14 protein-coding genes and 1 tRNA gene are annotated in these 15,252 nt (G+C 72.9%); 8 read left to right on the plus strand and 7 right to left on the minus strand.

From position 1 onward, the window contains the following. Positions 1-13 precede the first annotated feature (13 nt). Together ACFVU2_RS08610 and ACFVU2_RS08615 are read left to right on the plus strand one after the other, a co-directional pair. Positions 14-319 carry a zf-TFIIB domain-containing protein gene (locus ACFVU2_RS08610; RefSeq protein WP_387872988.1) on the plus strand — a complete coding sequence of 102 codons (306 nt, stop codon included), beginning with the start codon at positions 14-16 and terminating at the stop codon, positions 317-319. Positions 320-435: 116 nt separating this feature from the next. Beyond that, positions 436-511 (plus strand) — tRNA-Ala (locus ACFVU2_RS08615). A 66-nt stretch (positions 512-577) separates the two neighbouring features. Here the strand turns inward: ACFVU2_RS08615 and ACFVU2_RS08620 are convergent. Together ACFVU2_RS08620 and ACFVU2_RS08625 are read right to left on the minus strand one after the other, a co-directional pair. Further along, positions 578-1,057 (minus strand): hypothetical protein, encoded by a 480-nt coding sequence (locus tag ACFVU2_RS08620; RefSeq protein ID WP_387872989.1) that lies wholly within the window; start codon positions 1,055-1,057, stop codon positions 578-580. 130 nt (positions 1,058-1,187) lie between these two features. Then, positions 1,188-2,624, minus strand: coding sequence for a hypothetical protein (locus ACFVU2_RS08625; protein WP_387872990.1), 1,437 nt, complete (start codon positions 2,622-2,624; stop codon positions 1,188-1,190). Positions 2,625-2,782: 158 nt separating this feature from the next. Here ACFVU2_RS08625 and ACFVU2_RS08630 point away from each other — a divergent pair, with 158 nt between their 5' ends. From ACFVU2_RS08630 to ACFVU2_RS08655, 6 genes are read left to right on the plus strand one after another with little or no spacing between them, the layout of a single operon-like run. Beyond that, on the plus strand, positions 2,783-3,745 hold the full coding sequence (locus tag ACFVU2_RS08630) for an ABC transporter permease (RefSeq protein WP_387872992.1): 963 nt from the start codon (positions 2,783-2,785) through the stop codon (positions 3,743-3,745). Then, the gene (locus ACFVU2_RS08635) at positions 3,742-4,677 is read left to right on the plus strand and encodes an ABC transporter permease (protein ID WP_387872993.1); all 936 of its coding nucleotides are present in this window, start codon (positions 3,742-3,744) and stop codon (positions 4,675-4,677) included. The genes ACFVU2_RS08630 and ACFVU2_RS08635 overlap by 4 nt, the downstream gene beginning before the upstream one ends. Further along, on the plus strand, positions 4,674-6,329 hold the full coding sequence (locus ACFVU2_RS08640; RefSeq protein ID WP_387872995.1) for a dipeptide ABC transporter ATP-binding protein: 1,656 nt from the start codon (positions 4,674-4,676) through the stop codon (positions 6,327-6,329). The genes ACFVU2_RS08635 and ACFVU2_RS08640 overlap by 4 nt, the downstream gene beginning before the upstream one ends. Further along, a complete protein-coding gene (locus tag ACFVU2_RS08645) occupies positions 6,326-7,963 on the plus strand; it encodes an ABC transporter substrate-binding protein (protein WP_387872997.1) in 1,638 nt (545 codons plus the stop codon). Before ACFVU2_RS08640 ends, ACFVU2_RS08645 begins: the two co-directional genes overlap by 4 nt. 12 nt (positions 7,964-7,975) lie before the next feature. Continuing rightward, positions 7,976-9,100, plus strand: a complete 1,125-nt coding sequence (locus ACFVU2_RS08650; RefSeq protein ID WP_387872999.1) for an LLM class flavin-dependent oxidoreductase — start codon at positions 7,976-7,978, stop codon at positions 9,098-9,100. Next, positions 9,070-10,122, plus strand: coding sequence for an LLM class flavin-dependent oxidoreductase (locus tag ACFVU2_RS08655; RefSeq protein WP_387873001.1), 1,053 nt, complete (start codon positions 9,070-9,072; stop codon positions 10,120-10,122). Before ACFVU2_RS08650 ends, ACFVU2_RS08655 begins: the two co-directional genes overlap by 31 nt. On the opposite strand, the gene ACFVU2_RS08660 is transcribed toward ACFVU2_RS08655, so the two are convergent. The 5 genes from ACFVU2_RS08660 to ACFVU2_RS08680 are packed head-to-tail and all read right to left on the minus strand — an operon-like array spanning position 10,104 to position 15,249. Further along, complete coding sequence (locus ACFVU2_RS08660; protein WP_387873003.1) at positions 10,104-11,069, minus strand: RimK family alpha-L-glutamate ligase; 966 nt, start codon at positions 11,067-11,069, stop codon at positions 10,104-10,106. The genes ACFVU2_RS08655 and ACFVU2_RS08660 overlap by 19 nt on opposite strands. Then, positions 11,066-12,412, minus strand: coding sequence for an amidohydrolase (locus tag ACFVU2_RS08665; protein ID WP_387873004.1), 1,347 nt, complete (start codon positions 12,410-12,412; stop codon positions 11,066-11,068). The genes ACFVU2_RS08660 and ACFVU2_RS08665 overlap by 4 nt, the downstream gene beginning before the upstream one ends. Next, positions 12,409-12,825 (minus strand): SRPBCC domain-containing protein, encoded by a 417-nt coding sequence (locus ACFVU2_RS08670; protein ID WP_387873006.1) that lies wholly within the window; start codon positions 12,823-12,825, stop codon positions 12,409-12,411. Before ACFVU2_RS08670 ends, ACFVU2_RS08665 begins: the two co-directional genes overlap by 4 nt. Then, positions 12,818-13,924, minus strand: a complete 1,107-nt coding sequence (locus ACFVU2_RS08675) for an LLM class flavin-dependent oxidoreductase (protein ID WP_387873008.1) — start codon at positions 13,922-13,924, stop codon at positions 12,818-12,820. Before ACFVU2_RS08675 ends, ACFVU2_RS08670 begins: the two co-directional genes overlap by 8 nt. Further along, positions 13,921-15,249, minus strand: a complete 1,329-nt coding sequence (locus ACFVU2_RS08680; RefSeq protein ID WP_387873010.1) for an NtaA/DmoA family FMN-dependent monooxygenase — start codon at positions 15,247-15,249, stop codon at positions 13,921-13,923. The genes ACFVU2_RS08675 and ACFVU2_RS08680 overlap by 4 nt, the downstream gene beginning before the upstream one ends. Between the last annotated feature and the right edge of the window lie 3 nt (positions 15,250-15,252).

Consider the following 15,252-nt stretch of genomic DNA (forward strand, 5'->3'; position numbering starts at 1 on the left):
GTTGACTGTGGCCATGAAGTGTCCCACCGACAACGCGACCCTGGTCATGAGCGAGCGCAACGGCATCGAGATCGACTACTGCCCCGAGTGCCGAGGCGTCTGGCTCGACCGCGGCGAACTCGACAAGATCATCGACCGTGCGGGATCGGCGGCTCCGGCTGCCGCGCCGCGGTACCAGGAGCCGGCGTACGGGCAGCAGGGCGCCGCGCAGCCGGGATACCCGCAGCCCGGGTACGCCCCGCAGTCCGGGTACGCCCCGCAGGGCCAGCGTCCGTACAAGAAGAAGCGCGAGAACTGGCTCAGTGACCTCTTCGACTGACCCCGTATTGCCCGACGCGCCCGGGGGAGTTTCAGGATTTTTTCCTGGGCGCGTCGGTGTAGTACGCTGGATGAGTTGTCGCGGGAAGCCGGGGCGGCGAAACAAGAACTGAACATGGGTCTGTGGCGCAGCTGGTAGCGCACCTGCATGGCATGCAGGGGGTCAGGGGTTCGAGTCCCCTCAGATCCACCAACGAAGCCCGACTTCCGCGTGATTACGCCGAAGTCGGGCTTTTTCATGTAGGCGCAGTGTGCAGGCTCAGCGTGCGGGGCGCGGGGGCGGAACGTCGGACGTGCCGTCGCTGCCGGTGTCGATGCGGGGCTCCGCGTGCGCTTCCGTACGAGGCGCGTCCGTAGGTGGCGCTTCGGTGCGATGCTCGGCGACCCGATTGCCGTCGCGGTCGGTGCGGACGTCCGGGTCGATCGCGTCGGCCTTCGCCAGCTTCTCGTCGATGGACGAGCGGGCCTCGGCGGCCTCGGTGGCGTGCGCCTCGGCGGAGCGGCGGCGCTGCTCGGCTTCGACCTCCGCCTGCTTGGCGTCCGCGGTCGCCTGCGCGGCCTTGGCCTCACGCTCGCGAGCGGCCAGATCGTCGTCGCGCGCGTCCGCCCGGAGCTCCTGCGCGCGCAGACGGTCGTGCTCCTGCTTGCGGCGACGCCCGGCGGTGAGGGCGACCACGATGATCGCGATGACGATCACCACGATGACGACGATCAGAATGATCCATCCGGTTGTGTTCATGCCGGGCCACGGTACGCCTCCCACGCGGCGGGGATAGTGGTCACCGCGCGGCCGCCGACATTCGTGACGAATGTCGTGAAAGCGGCGTTCGCAGTCGCCATTCGTGCCGAATGCGGCGGCTGTGGCGTCGTCAGCCGCGCCGCAGTTGAGCGCGCACGGAGGCGAGGGCGCGCAGGGCGGCGACACCCTTCCGGAGCTTCGATGGCGGGCGAACCGTCCCGAGGGCGTCGGCGGGAAGACCCGTGGAGGCGAGCCGGCGTTGCAGCTCGCGGAAGCCGTCCACCTGCCGGGCGAGCACCCCCACGTCGACGGCGCGCTCCGTCAGCTCGGCGAGGAGGTACTCCGGGGCCGTGACCAGGGCGACGGCCGGGATGCGGTGCTGGAAGAGCGGCTCGCCCTCGCCGAAGTGGATGAGCGGAGCGGGCTTCGCGACGGGCACCGGCCCTCCATCGACTTCGGGCCACGACAGCCGGACGAGCGTGGCGAGCTCGGCGGTCGTCGCGTAGAGGAGCTCGGGCTCGAGCGCTCCGGTGGGCCGGTAGGCGCCGGTGGTCGGATCGACCGCGAAAGCACGAGCGCCGAGATGCTCGATGGCGAGGCCGGCGACGGCCCGCATCCCGCCGGGACGGCCGTCCCACAGCTCGGGATGGGCGCGCAGCCACACGGTCGTCGCCTGGCCGTGCTCGGTCACGGCCGGGATGCGGAGGTGGCCGGTGACCGCGGCGAAGACGATCGTGCGGTCGTGCGGGGCGGCGACGGCGTCGCGGGCGAGGGCGAGGAGGCCGATGTGGCCGTTCTCCTCGACCTCGTTCGAGCCGTCGGTGTGCGTGACCACGACGACGGACTCACCGGCGACGGTCCCGGGCGACACGGCCCACACCGTGTCGGTCGGCACCCCGGGGGTGAGCTCCGCCGTGAGCCGGAGACGGGCGGTGGCGCCGCGTTCGGCCGCCTCCCGCAGACGCACCCGCTCGCTCTCGGGCGCCCACAGGGCCGGGAGGTCGCGGTAGGGCTGGGTGAACGGGACGTACTGGCCCGTCGCGACGGCGTCCGGCAGCCCATCCCAGACGGCGATGACCGCGAGCACGCCGGCGGCACGCGCGGCGGCGAGGTCCACTCCGCCGAGCTCAGCGGAGAGGACCGGGTTGCTCACGGTCGGACCGAGGGCGGCCCCGCCGTCCCAGCTCGCGATCACGGCCGCAGACGGGACGCGGAGGTGGGCGACCTCGACGACCGCGATCGCCTCTGCCGCCTCCGCCCAGCGGAGCCGGCGGCCGGTCAGCCGCACCAGCCGGCCGGTCACGCCGTCCTGTCCGGTGACGCCGGAGTACGGCCAGGCGGACGCCACGGCGACCGGTGCGCCGCCGACGTCGAGCCCGACGCTGCCGGGGCCGGCCTCCCAGCGATCCAAGACCTGCCGGTCGCGCTGCACCGCGAGACCGAGGGCATCGAGCTCGGCCGCGATGGAGTCGACCAGCTCGGTGTGCGCGGCCGACCCGGTCGTCCGCATCCCGAGCCGGGCGAGCTGGTCGAGCTGACGGGTGTACCGAGGGACCTCGTTCTCCATCTCCCCATTCTGCAGGGCGCGCGTAGCGCAGCAGCGGCGCCGGGCGCGAGGGCGGCGGTAACGGCACGTAAGAACGGACACAGTCGGTAATCGGATGGGGCCGGATCCGCGCCGTCCTGCGGGAATGGCTCCATCACCTCCCAGCGAAAGGAGCCGACATGGGCAGGTACATCCTGCGCCGTCTCGCACAGGCGGCCCTGGTGCTCGCCGTCGCCTACGCGGCCAGCTACCTCGTGCTCTGGGCGCTGCCCGGCGACGCGCTCGCCAGCGTCACCGGCGGTCAGTCCAGCGACCTCACGGCGGAGCAGGTCGCCGCGATCCGCACGGAGTGGGGGCTCGACCAGCCGGTGCTGGTGCGCCTGCTGACCTCCGCGGCACACGCCGTGACCGGCGACTTCGGCCGCTCGTTCGTCTCGGGACGCCCGGTGTCCTCCCTCATCGCCGAGAGCCTCCCCGCGACCGCCCAGATCGCAGGGCTCGGATTCGTCTTCGCGCTGCTGCTCGGAACCGGCATCGCCCTGGCGGCGACGCGCACCCGGGCCCGCCGGCTGCGGGGGCTGCTCCTGAGCCTGCCGCCGCTCGGCGTCGCGATCCCGTCGTTCTGGCTCGGGCTGCTCCTGATCCAGTTCTTCTCGTTCCAGCTGGCGCTGTTCCCCGCCACGGGGAACGGCCCGGGGAGCGCGGTGCTCCCCGCGATCACGCTGGCGATCCCGACGAGCGCGCTGATCGCCCAGCTGCTCGCGCAGGGGCTCGATCGCGAGCTGGCGCAGCCGTATGCCGACACGGCCCGCGCCAAGGGCGCGTCGGTCTCGCGAGTGCAGCTCGGGCACGCCTTCCGCAATGCGGTGCTGCCCGCCCTGACGATCGCGGGACTGGTGGTCGGCAACCTGCTGGCCGGATCCGTGGTGACCGAGACCGTCTTCGGCCGCACCGGCCTCGGACGGACGACGGCCGACGCGGTGGCGGCGCAGGACATCCCGGTCGTGCAGGGCGTGGTCGTCTTCGGGGCGCTGGTGTTCGTGATCGTGAACCTGATCGTCGACCTCGTCTATCCGCTGCTCGACCCGCAGATCGTAACGGCACGGTCTCGCGTCCGCATCCCGGCGGTGACCGCATCATGACCGAGACGCTCTCCCTCGACCGTGGGACGGCGACCACGCCCGCACCCCCTGCGACCCCGCCGGCCGGCGCGCCAACGGCGGCACGCTCGCGGCGCATCGCCCGCCGCCGCTCCGCGGTCCGCGACATCATCGCGCGCCCCGGCCTGGTCGTATCGGGCGTGTGGATCCTGCTGCTGCTGGTCGCCGCCGTGGCGCCGACGCTCTTCACCGCGGTGGACCCGCTGGCGACGACCGGACCTGTGCGGCAGGCTCCGTCCTTCTCACACCTCTTCGGCACGGACGCGATCGGCCGCGACCTCTTCTCGCGCGTCGTGCACGGGGCCGGGCTGTCGCTCGGCGCGGCGGCGATCGCCGTGGTCGTCGGACTGCTCGCGGGCACGGTCATCGGGTTGATCGCCGGTTACCGCGGCGGCTGGGTGGATGCGGTGCTGATGCGGTTCACCGACGTCCTGCTTGCCATCCCGGGGCTCCTCCTCTCGCTGGCGTTCGTGGTGGCCCTCGGCTTCGGGACGGTCAACGTCGCGATCGCCGTCGGCGTCACCTCGGTCGCCTCCAACGCGCGGGTACTGCGGTCCGAAGTGCTGCGCGTGCGCTCGAGCGTGTACGTCGAGGCCGCGGTCGCCGGCGGCGCCGGGCGAACGCGGCTGCTCCTGCGGCACGTGCTGCCGAACTCCGTCTCGCCGCTGCTCGCGCTGGTGGCGCTCGACTTCTCCAGCGCCATCCTCGCGATCTCGGCCCTGAGCTTCCTCGGCTACGGCGCCCAGCCGCCCACGCCCGAGTGGGGTGCCCTCGTGGCGAACGGCCGCGACTTCCTGGCGACGGCGTGGTGGATGACGACCATCCCGGGCCTGGTGATCGCTCTGACGGTGCTCGCCGGCAACCGGATCTCGCGCGGCCTCTCGCGCGTCGGCACGGCGGGAGGCGCACGATGACCGGGGCGGAGCTGTTGAGCCTGGAGGACCTGCGGGTCGGCTACCGCACTCGCGGCGGCGTGGTGGAGGCCGTGCGCGGCATCGGCTTCACGGTCGCGGCCGGTGAGCGTGTCGCCGTGGTGGGCGAGTCGGGATCGGGCAAGTCGACGACCGCCGCGGCGATCGTGCGGCTGCTGGCGCCGAACGCGGCGGTCGGCGGCACGATCCGGTTCGAGGGGCAGGACCTCGGCGCTCTGCGGGGAGGGGCCTTCCGCTCCCTGCTCGGCCGGCGCATCGGCTACGTGCCCCAGGACCCGACGGTCTCGCTCAACCCCGTCACGACGATCGGGCAGCAGGTGGCCGAGGTGCTGACCATCCACCGCCTGGCCGACCGGCGTACGGCGCAGCTCGACGCGATCGAGGCGCTGGAACGCGCGGGCATCGACCGGCCCGAGCTGCGCGCCCGGCAGTACCCGCACCAGCTGTCCGGCGGCCAGCGGCAGCGCGTCCTCATCGCGATCGCCCTGGCCGCACGCCCGGCGCTGGTGATCGCGGACGAGCCGACGAGTGCTCTCGACGTCACGGTGCAGCGGCGCATCCTGGACCAGCTGGATGCGCTCACGGACGAGGCGGGTGCATCGACGCTCCTGATCACCCACGACCTCGGGATCGCCGCCGAGCGGGCGGACCGGATCCTCGTGCTGTCGGACGGAGAGCTGGTGGAGCAGGGCACGCCCGCGAGCGTTCTCGGAACCCCGCAGCACCCGTACACGCGCTCGCTGATCGCAGCGGCTCCGAGCCTCAACACGACGGGCGGGACGTTCCTCACCCGGGCCCGGGGACGGCACGCCGGCGCGGGGGAGTCGCGGGACCGGGCAGACGTGCTCCTGCGCGCCGACGGGCTGGTCAAGGAGTTCGGCGGGGTGCGCGCCGTCGACGACGTCAGCGTGGCGATCGAGCGCGGCCGGACGCTGGCGCTCGTGGGGGAGTCGGGCTCGGGCAAGACGACGACCGCCCGGCTGATCCTGCGTCTGGAGCAGCCGACCGAGGGGCGCATCGAGATCGACAGGCAGGATGTCACGGCGCTGTCGGGAGGCCGCCTGCGACAGCTGCGCCGGCGCATCCAGGTCGTCTACCAGAACCCGTACGCCTCCCTGAACCCGCGCCTCGCGGTCGGGGACGCGATCGCCGAGCCCCTGCGTTCGCTGCGGGTCGGCGACCGCCGCTCGCAGCTCGAGAGGGCCCGGACGCTGCTGGACGAGGTCGGGCTGCCCGGCGCCGCGTTCGACCGCAGACCCGCCGAGCTCTCGGGCGGGCAGCGGCAGCGCGTGGCGATCGCGCGCGCCCTCGCGCTCCGCCCGGAGCTGATCGTCCTCGACGAGGCGGTGTCGGCGCTCGACGTGCGCGTGCAGGCGCAGATCCTGCAGCTGCTCGCCGAGCTGCAGGCCGAGCACGGCGTCGCCTACCTCTTCATCAGCCACGACCTCGCGGTCGTGCGACAGATCTCCGACGAGGTGGCCGTGCTCCGTGCCGGCCGCGTCGTCGAGACCGGGCCGGTGGACGCCGTGTTCGGCGATCCGCAGCACCCGTACACCCGCGACCTGCTGGAGGCCATCCCGGGTCGCGACCCCCATCCCACCAGCACCAGCACCAGCATCAGGAAAACAGCATGAGAACACCGACCCTCCGCCGGCTCGCCGCCGGCATCGCCACCACGGCGGCCGCAGCCCTGCTGCTCTCGGCCTGCGCGGGAGCCGCGACCCCGGCCGCCTCGTCGTCGGCGAGCACCCCCGTCGACGGCGGCGCGCTCACCTTCGCTCTCGGCAACGACCCGATCACGCTCAATCCGACCGCGACGGGCAGTGGCAACGACACGCTGTACGTCGAGCGACAGCTGTTCGACTCGCTCATCGAACAGGACCCGAAGACCGGTGCGCTCGTGCCGTGGCTCGCGACGAAGTGGGAGGCGAACGCCGACGCCACGCAGTTCACCTTCACGCTCCGCCCGGGCGTGACGTTCTCGGACGGTGCTCCGTTGACGGCGGCCGTGGTCAAGGCCAACTTCGACGACATCGCGGCCAACGCGACGAAGGCGCTGAGCGCGATCACGGCCCTCCCGAACTACGCGGGGACCACCGTCGTCGACGACTCCACCTTCACGGTCGCCTTCTCCAAGCCCAACGGCGCCTTCCCGCAGGCCGCGTCGTCGGTCGCCCTCGGCCTGCTGTCGCCGAAGTCGCTCGCGATCCCGTACGACGACCGGGCGACCGGCGCGGGTCTCAGCGGCACGGGACCGTTCGTGCTGAAGAGCTACACGAAGAACACCTCGGTCGTGCTCACCAAGCGCGACGGCTATGCCTGGGCGCCCGAGGACTACTCCAACCGCGGCGCCGCCCACCTCGACACCGTGACGTTCACGATCGTGCCGGAGGCCGGCGTCCGGACCGGCAGCCTGAGCTCGAAGCAGGTCGACGCGATCGGCGGCGTGCTGCCGCAGGACATCGCGGGCCTGCAGGCGCAGAAGACCCCGCTGGTGATCCGCGCCAACCCGGGCATCGCGTTCGGCCTCTCGACCTACATCAAGGAGGGTTCCGCCCTCGCTGACGTCCAGGTGCGGAAGGCGCTGCTGACCGCCCTCGACCGCGACCTCATCCAGCAGTCGGCGCTCACGCCGGAGTTCGCAGTCGCGACGAGCGTGCTCGCCGCCAACACGCCGGGCGCGGTCGATCTGAGCGCGAAGCTCGGCTACGACGCGAAGGCGTCCGCGAAGCTCCTCGACGCCGCCGGGTGGAAGAAGGGCAGCGACGGGATCCGCGAGAAGGACGGCACGAAGCTCTCGCTGAAGCTCGGCTACATCGCCAACTTCAATCCGAACCAGTCGATCATCGAGCTCATCCAGCAGCAGCTGAAGGCGATCGGCATCGAGGTCGAGGTCTGGACCGGCACGGTGCCGCAGTACCTCGCGGAGGCGAGCGCCGGGCACTTCGACCTCGCCTACGGCAACCTGTCCCGGGCGGACGGCGATGTGCTCCGCACGCAGTTCTCGTCCGCCCTGCCGAGCAACGCGGCGAAGGGATACACCGATCCCGAGCTGGCCCAGGATCTGACCGACCAGCTCGCGACGGCCGACCAGACGAAGCGCGCCCAGATCGCTCAGAAGGCGAACGCGCGCATCATCGACCTGGCTTACTACATCCCGGTCGTCGAGCTCACCACCGTGCTCGGCACCGCCTCGAACGTGCACGGCATCGTGCTGGGCGCCGACTCGCGCCTGGGCTCGCTGGTCGACGCGTACAAGACCAGGTAGCAGGAGGCCCCCGTGAAGTTCATCGGACTGGATCTGATCGCCAACCCGCCCCGGCATCCGGGTGAGGAGCCGCCTCTCGCCGCCGAACGGTTCGGCGAGGTCGTCGACAACGCGGTGCTCTTCGAGCAGCTCGGCTTCGACGGGTTCGCCGTGGGGGAGCGTCATCATGCGCCGTTCCTCTCGAGCTCGCCGACCGTGCTGCTCGGATACCTGGCCGCGGCGACGAGCCGGATCCGGCTCTTCACGGGGGTCACCCTGCTCTCGGTGCTCGACCCGGTGCGCGTCGCCGAGGACTACGCGACCCTCGACCACCTCTCGGGCGGCCGGCTCGAGCTGATCATCGGCAAGGGGAACGGCCCGGAGCAGGCCGAGCTGTTCGGCATCGGGCGCACGCAGGCGTGGGAGACGCTGCGCGAGAACTACCTGCTGCTGCGGCAGCTCTGGTCGTCGCGATCGGTGACCTGGGAGCCGACGCCCGGGATCCCGAGCATCCGGACCGCACCGCTGGTGGATGCCGACATCCAGCCGCGCCCGCTGCAGGAGCGCATCCGTATCTGGCACGGCTCCGCGACATCGGAGGCGTCGGTCGAACTCGCCGCCCGCCACGGCGACCCGATCTTCTCGGCGAACGCCATGAACCCGATCGAGCAGTACGCCGTGCTCGTGCGGCACTACCGGGCGGTGTGGGCCGAGACCGGGCGCGATCCCGCACAGGCGACGGTGGGCGCGGGCCACGCCCTCCACGTGGCACGGACGTCGCAGGAGGCCCGAGCGGCGTACCGGCCGGTGTACGAGGAGTTCGCCGCCGCGGTCGCGAAGACCGACCACTCGCTGCCCGGGACGCGCACGGACTACGCCGACTACGACGACTACCTCGCGCGGTCGTCGGCACTGGTCGGCAGCCCGCAGGAGGTGATCGACAAGGTCGGCCGCTACCACGAGGCGTTCGGCAACAGCGTCATCTCGATCCCCGGCCATCCCGGCCATCTCGGCCGCACGGCGTGGGCCGACTCGCTCGAGCTCTTCCAGGCGGAGGTCGCCCCGACGCTCCGCGACCGCATCGGCGACCCGGCCTGGCCGGCCGCCACGACCCCGAAAGGCCGCGCATGGCAGCCCTCCGCAGCATCTCGTTCCTGACCCCGGGCAACTACGAGGACGACGACCCGGCCGGCGGGCTGGAGCAGACGCTCCGGCTGATCGAGTACGGGGAGCGGGCCGGCTACGACGGCGCCTGGGTGCGGCAACGCCACCTCGAGCACGGCATCTCGTCGGCGGCGGTCGTGCTCGGCGCCGCATCGCAGCGCACGAGCACGATCGAACTCGGCACCGCCGTCATCCCGATCGGCTACGAGAGCCCGTGGCGGCTGGGTGAGGACCTCGCCACCGCCGACGTGGTCTCGGGCGGCCGGCTCGCAGTGGGCCTCAGCGCCGGCACCCCTCCGCACGCGGAGCTGCTGGGCGAGCACGTGTTCGACGGCGACTGGAGGTCGTACGACCTCGGGCACGGGCGCATCGAGCGGCTGAAGCACCACCTCTCGGGCGGCTACCTCGGTGACGAGGACACGGTCATCCACTCGCCCGGCAACGTGCAGCGACCACGACTGCAGCCGCACAGCCCCGGACTCGCAGACCGGCTCTGGTACGGCGGCGGCAGCACCCGTTCCATCCGCTGGGCGGCCGGGCACGGACTCCACCTGCTCACGGGCAACGTCATCTCCGGGGAGGGGACCGACGACTTCGTGACGGCGCAGGTGGAGCTGATCCGCCTCCACCGCTCCCTCACGACGAGGCCCGACGACCTCCGTGTCGCGCTGGGACGGGTGATCCTGCCGACCGACGGCGCCGACCGCGCATCCGCCGAGCGCTACCGGGAGTACAAGCGCGAACGGGATGCGCGCGTCGGGATCGCGCACGGCGAGCGCCGGACCCTCTTCGCACCGGACATCGTGGGGACCGCGTCGCAGATCGTCGAGACGCTGCTGGCCGATGCGGCGGTGGCGGAGGTCGACGAGCTGCGGCTGGAGCTCCCGTACGAGTTCGCCGAAGAGGATTACGAACAGGTGCTCCACGATGTGCTCACCCTGGTCGCGCCCGCTCTCGGGCGCGAGGCGGGCGCGGCGGCTCAGCCGGGCGCGGCGGCTCAGCCGACCGCGGCGTAGAGCGCGGCCAGCTCGCGCCCGAGGAAGCGGGCGATCTGCCGCGGCCCCGACGACGGGGCAGCGGCCTCGACGTCGGCGTTGTAGTTCGTGTTGGTGTTCACGTCGTACGTCACCGCGCGGCCGTCGACGGTCTCGATGAACTCGATGCCGGCGATCTCGATGCCCGTGCGCCGGGCGAAGTCGCGGTACTGCCCGACGAGGGGATGGTCGAAGCCCTCCCGCAGGCTGAACAGCTGTTGCGGCAGTTCGGTGCCGGTCTCGGGGTCGATCACGCAGGCGTCGGCGGGGCAGAGCTGGAATCCGCCGAGCCCGGTATCGGCGCGAATCGCGTAGACGAGCTCGCCGTCGACGAGCTCGACGCGGGTGATGGCGGGTTCGGCGGCGACGAGCAGCTCCTGCAGCAGCACGATGCCGTCGACCGGGGTCTCGAACAAGCCCGCCCCGATCGTCTCGGCCAGCTCGTCCGCGGAGTCGAACCGCTGCACGCCGAGCCCCTTTCCGCCCTGGTTGTGCTTGGTCAGGAAGGGAGTCGGGAAGGCGCGCGCGGCCTCCACCAGGCGATCGACGCCGACGACGGCGACCGTGCGGGGAGTGTCGATGCCCGCGGCCCTCAGAGCGGTGAGCTGGTCGACCTTGCTGACCTCGAGCTCGAGCACCCGTCGCCCGTTGACCGTGCGGCGTCCGTGCGACTCCAGCCAGGCGAGCACACTGCGCGCGTAGTCCTTCGAGAGGCCGTGGCCGCGGGTGTGCGACGAGGCGCTGATGCGCGACCAGAAGACGCCCTCGGGCGGCACCGCGTCGAGGTCGAGCGTCCCGTCGACGAGGAGCCACTCCACCAGCGGCACCCCTTCGTCCTCGAACGCCTGGCGGAACGGCCCGAACCAGTCGGGGTTCTCGTGCAGGGCATAGACGGCCGGGGCGCCGTGCGCGCGGGAGGCGATGGTCATGCGAAGTACCTTTCGACGTCGAGGGGGCCGCCGGCAGCCGCGAAGTCCTCCGCGGCAGCGACACGGAGGCCGGGGTCGGTGAGGAAGTCGAGGGCGGTGAGCGCGAGGCCGTGTGCGGCATCCACCGCGGCCCGGTCGCCCGCCTCCCCGCCAGCGTACGACGCGAACTCGGCCGTATGCAGGGCGACCTCGGGAGGCGCGACCGCGATGACCGGGTGGATGCCCGGGATCCGGACGCTGACGTTGCCGAAATCGGTCGAGGCCGCTAGCTCGGACGGCACGACCTCCCGGGTCAGCACGCGACGGCCGCGAGTGGCCTGGTTGACGGCCCAGCGCTCGCTGAGCGGGCGGTTGAACCGGGTCGGGAGGGTGAAGGGGAGGGGGTCCCACTCGAGCTGCACGCCGGTACCGGTCGCGATCGCGATGCCCTCCGAGATCTCGGTGAGGCGTTCGCTGAGCTCGCGCAGCGTGGCGGCGTCGGGGGAGCGGAGGTAGTACTCCAGCGTTGCGGCGGCCGGGACGACGCTCGGGCGGTCGCCGCCGGCGAGGACGCCGTGCACGCGATCGCCCGGCGGAAGGTGCTGGCGCAGTTGCGCGACGGCCTGGTAGTGCAACGTCGCGGCGTCGAGGGCGTTGCGCCCCATGAACGGCGTGGCGGAGGCGTGTGCGGGCACACCGAGGTAGCGGACGCGCAGGATGCGCCGGCCGATGAACGGATGATCGGCGGCGTCGTAGCCGAACGGGTGCGCCATGATCGCCGCGTCGAGGCCGTCGAACGCGCCCTCGCGGGCCAGGAGCTCTTTGCCGCTGCTGCCTTCCTCGGCGGGCGTCCCCAGCAGGACGACCTGCCCGTCGAACCGGTCGGCGACGGCGGCGAGGCCGAGAAAGGCGCCGACGGCCGCCGCGGCGATGATGTTGTGGCCGCAGCCGTGGCCGATGGCGGGCAGGGCGTCGTACTCCGCCAGGATGGCGATGCGGGCGCCGACGGCTTGGCCGCTGCTCGCGCGGCCGGCGACGGCGAGCACGCTGGTGGGGAGGCCGTAGCGCCCGATCTCGACGTCGTGCCCGTCGGCGCGGACCTCGTCGGCGACGGCGGCGGCCGAGCAGTGCTCGGCGAAGGCTTCCTCGGGCTCGGCGAAGATGCGGCGCGAGAGGGCGACGATGCGCGGCTCCCGGGCGGAGACGGCGTCGCTCACGGCGATGCGCAGCTCCTCGGGCGCGCCCGTGTGCGGCGAGGCGAGCGGCGGGGCCTGCAGGGCGCGCTGCGCGGTTCGCTCGCGCAGCGCGTCGAGATAGGTGGTGCTGGGTGCGGTCGGACGGCCGAGATCGCGACGGGCGTTCACGCCGCGGGCTCCAGGAGGGCGCGCAGGCGACCCAGCCGGAGGTCGAGGTCGCGCTGTGCGGCCGCAGCCGCCTCCGCCGGGAGATACCAGTGGATGGCCGCGAGACGCGTCGAGCCGTCCTCCGGCGCGAGCGTCAGCTCCAGCCGCGAGCCCGGTGGGAAGGCGGGCGGGGCGTCCGCCGACGCGGGTTGCGCCGGATCCCACGCGATGAGGAGGCGGCGGGCGGGGACGACCTCCAGCACATGGCCCGTGGTGGTCACGCCCGCGTCCGTCGACGCGACCCGGCCACCGGCCCGCGACTCGAACTGCACCCGCTCGCCGAGCCATCTGCTCAGTCGGGCCGGGTCGGTCAGCGCGGTGAACACGGCCGACGGCGAGCGGTGGACGTCGATCGCCGCACGCACCTCAGCCACGAGCGGCCCACTCCCGGGCGATCGCCTCGTGGCTCGCGGCGCGGGCGTCCGGGTCGTGCGTGATCGTGGTCAGCACGAGCTCGTCGGCGCCGGTGGCGTCCCGCAGCGTCTCGAGCCGGTCGGCGACGGCCTCGGCCGTCCCGACGAAGCGGGTGCGCACGCGGTCGCTGACGAGGCGCTCGTCCTCGGCCGACCACGCGATGGCGGCCGCCTCCGCCGGGGACGGGTACGGGATGGCACCGACTCCGGTGCGGATGCTGCGGACCCAGGCGCCGTACCCGGACGCGAGTTCCTGAGCGCGCTCGGCGGTCTCCGCCGCGACCACGTCGGCGGAGACGACGACATGGGGACGGGCGAGACGTGGGGAGGGGAGGAAGCTGCGCCGGTACTCCTCGACCGAGACGAGCACTCCGCTCGGTGCGCTGTGGTAGTTCGCCGCGAACGGCAGGCCGAGGCGGCCGGCGAGCCGGGCGGTGAGCGTCCCGCTGCCGAACAGCCGCAGCTCGGGCCCCGCTCCGGCCACGCCGAGGGCGACCCGCTCCTCGCCGGCGCCGACGCCGTCGCCGAGAAGGGCGAGCACCGTCTCGATCTGATCGGCGAAGTCCGCGCCGCCCTCGCCGCGGGTCAGGAGCGCGCCGAGCGTGCGGTACTTCGGGGCGGCGAAGATCCGCTCGAACCGGAAGGGCTCCGGGATGAGCAGGCCACCCGCGGTGACCGATTCCGCCGTCGTCGCGGGAGCGCTCGGACCGCCGGTGGCGAGCCCGGAACGCCCCACCCCGAGATCGATGCGGCCGGGGAAGGCGGCATCGAGCAGGGCGAACTCTTCGGCGACGGTGGCCTCGGTGCTCTGCGGGCCGAGCTGGATGGCGCCGGAGCCGAGCCGGATGCGCTCGGTCGCCGCCCCCGCGAGCGCGATGAGCGCGGCGGGGGACGACCCGATCACTCCGGGATTGAAGTGGTGCTCGGCGAACCAGTAGCGCGTGTATCCCGCGGCTTCGGCGCGCCGCACCAGCTCCAGGGAGGCGGCCACGGCCTCGCGCGGGCCCGAACCGCTCGACACCGGGACGAGGTCGAGGACGCCGAGCGGGATGGCCGTCACGATGCCGCCTCCACCCGCGCCGAGGTGCTGCCGGAGGGATCGCCCACGCCGAGGTTCCCGCGCAGCGTCGACTGCTCGTACTCCGTGCGCAGCACCCCGCGCTCCTGGAGCAGGGGCACGACCCGGTCGACGAACTCGTCGATCCCGTGCGGGACGACCGCACCCGACAGCACATAGCCGTCGGCCGCGCCGGTCTGCGCCGCATCGTCGAGCTGGGCGGCGACGGAGTCGGGGGTGCCGACGAACTCGTGCCGCGTCGTCCGCGCGGCGACGAGCTGCCGGATGCTCCAGTCGCGCTCCTGCGCGAGCGCATGCCACTCCCGGGCGGCGGCGAGCGGGTCGTCCACCCGCCGCGCCTGACCCTGGGTGAGCTGTTCGCCGGCCTCGGCCGGGGGAGCGGGCACCGGCCCCTCCGGGTCGTGGGCCGACAGGTCGGTGCCCCAGATCTGCTCGAGCAGATGGATCGCGGTCTGCGGGGTGACCTGCTGGAGGGAGAGGTCGTGGGCGCGCTCCGCGGCCTCGGCCTCGGTGTCGCCGAGCACGATGCTCACCGCGGGGATCACGAGGATGCTGTCGGGGTCCCGTCCGGCTGCCAGCGCACGCGAGCGCACGTCGGCGCGGAAGGCACGCCCGTCGGCGGGCTCGCCGTGCCGGCTGAAGATCACGTCCGCAGTCCGGATGGCGAAATCGCGCCCGGCGGGGGAGTCGCCCGCCTGCACCAGCACCGGCCGGCCCTGCGGCCCCGGCTCGACCGGGAACCAGCCGTGGGTGTCGAAGAACTCGCCCGAGAACCGGTACGGCTCCGGCCCGTCGGCCGACCAGCTGTCCCAGAGCAGCGTCGCGAGCTCGACGAACTCCTCCGCACGCCGGTACCGGTCCTCGTACGCCAGGTAGCCTCCGCGGCGGAAGTTGGCGCCGGTGAATGCGTCGGAGGACGTCACGATGTTCCATCCCGCCCGCCCGGCGGAGAGATGGTCGAGGGAGGCGAGCTTGCGGGCGAGATCGTACGGTTCGTTGAAGGTGGCGCTGGCCGTGCCGACGAGTCCGATGTGCTCGGTCACGGCGGCGACGGCGGCGAGCACCGAGAGGTTGTCCGGCCGTCCCGCGACGTCGAGCTCGTGGATGCGGCCCTTGTGCTCGCGCACGCGCAGCCCCTCGGCGAGGAAGAAGTAGTCGAAGAAGCCGCGCTCGGCCGTGCGGGCGACGTGCTCGAACGTGCTGAAATCGATCTGGCTGCCCGCGCCGGGCGCGCTCCAGACCGTCCAATGGTTGACGCCGGGGACGCCGGCCGCCAGCCGGAGCCGGCGCTTGTTCTGTGCTGTCATGGT

This window comes from Leifsonia sp. NPDC058194 (assembly GCF_042883605.1).
Lineage (GTDB): Bacteria > Actinomycetota > Actinomycetes > Actinomycetales > Microbacteriaceae > Leifsonia.